General features: G+C 73.7%; 2 pseudogenes. One reads left to right on the top strand and one right to left on the bottom strand.

Annotated features, from left to right (window positions below):
* A pseudogene (locus tag B7767_RS38315) lies at nt 1-181 on the bottom strand (hypothetical protein); the annotation flags it as partial.
* A gap of 232 nt (nt 182-413) precedes the next feature.
* Here B7767_RS38315 and B7767_RS47515 point away from each other — a divergent pair.
* Nucleotides 414-680: pseudogene (locus B7767_RS47515) on the top strand (hypothetical protein); the annotation flags it as partial.

Here is a 680-nt window from a genome sequence, read left to right as displayed (position 1 = left end):
CCGAGGCCTGGGCGCCGCCCGCCTGGCCCGCGCCGATGCTGCCGACGTCCCCGGCCCCGGCCGTGGCACCCACGTTCTGGCTGGCGGGGGGCGGCGCGGCGTCCTGACCGCACGCCGTGGTCAGGGCCAGCACCGCCGCGGCGCTCGCCACCAGTGAGGCGGTCCGCCAGGAGGTCTTCATCGTCAACTCCACATCATCGCAAGGGTCGTGCAGCGCCCTGCTGTGCCGCCGCTCGACGATGGGTACGCACGGAGGCACGGGTCGTGTTCAACGGTGGCCCGGATTTCTTTTGTTAACTCCTTCGGGGCAATCACCGGGATCTCCGGCGCGGCCCGGTGGTTCACGATTCATGATCTTCGTCGTGCAAGCACTCGTACCGAACCAATCCGGCGCCACCGCACGCGCGTTGGCCGTGACGACGCTGATCTGGGCGCTCGTCGGCGCACCCGGCACGGCCGCGGCCGACGCCTGCGCGTACGCCTCGACGGGGCCGGGCGGAACGGAGGCGGTGGCGGTCGCGGGACACCTCACCTGGACGGACCCCCCGTTCTGCTCACCACCACCGCCGCCGTCCCCCACACCCACCCCTGCCCCCACTCCCACGCCCTCTCCGGAGCCGCCGCCCCCGCCCGATCCCACGCCGACCACCCCGGCGCCGAAGCCCCGCCCGACCCCGAAG

The sequence above is a fragment of the Streptomyces sp. 13-12-16 genome (assembly GCF_002114215.1).
Lineage (GTDB): Bacteria > Actinomycetota > Actinomycetes > Streptomycetales > Streptomycetaceae > Streptomyces.
The sequence above is the reverse complement of the archived record's forward strand: the minus strand, read 5'-3'. Positions and strand labels throughout refer to the sequence as shown.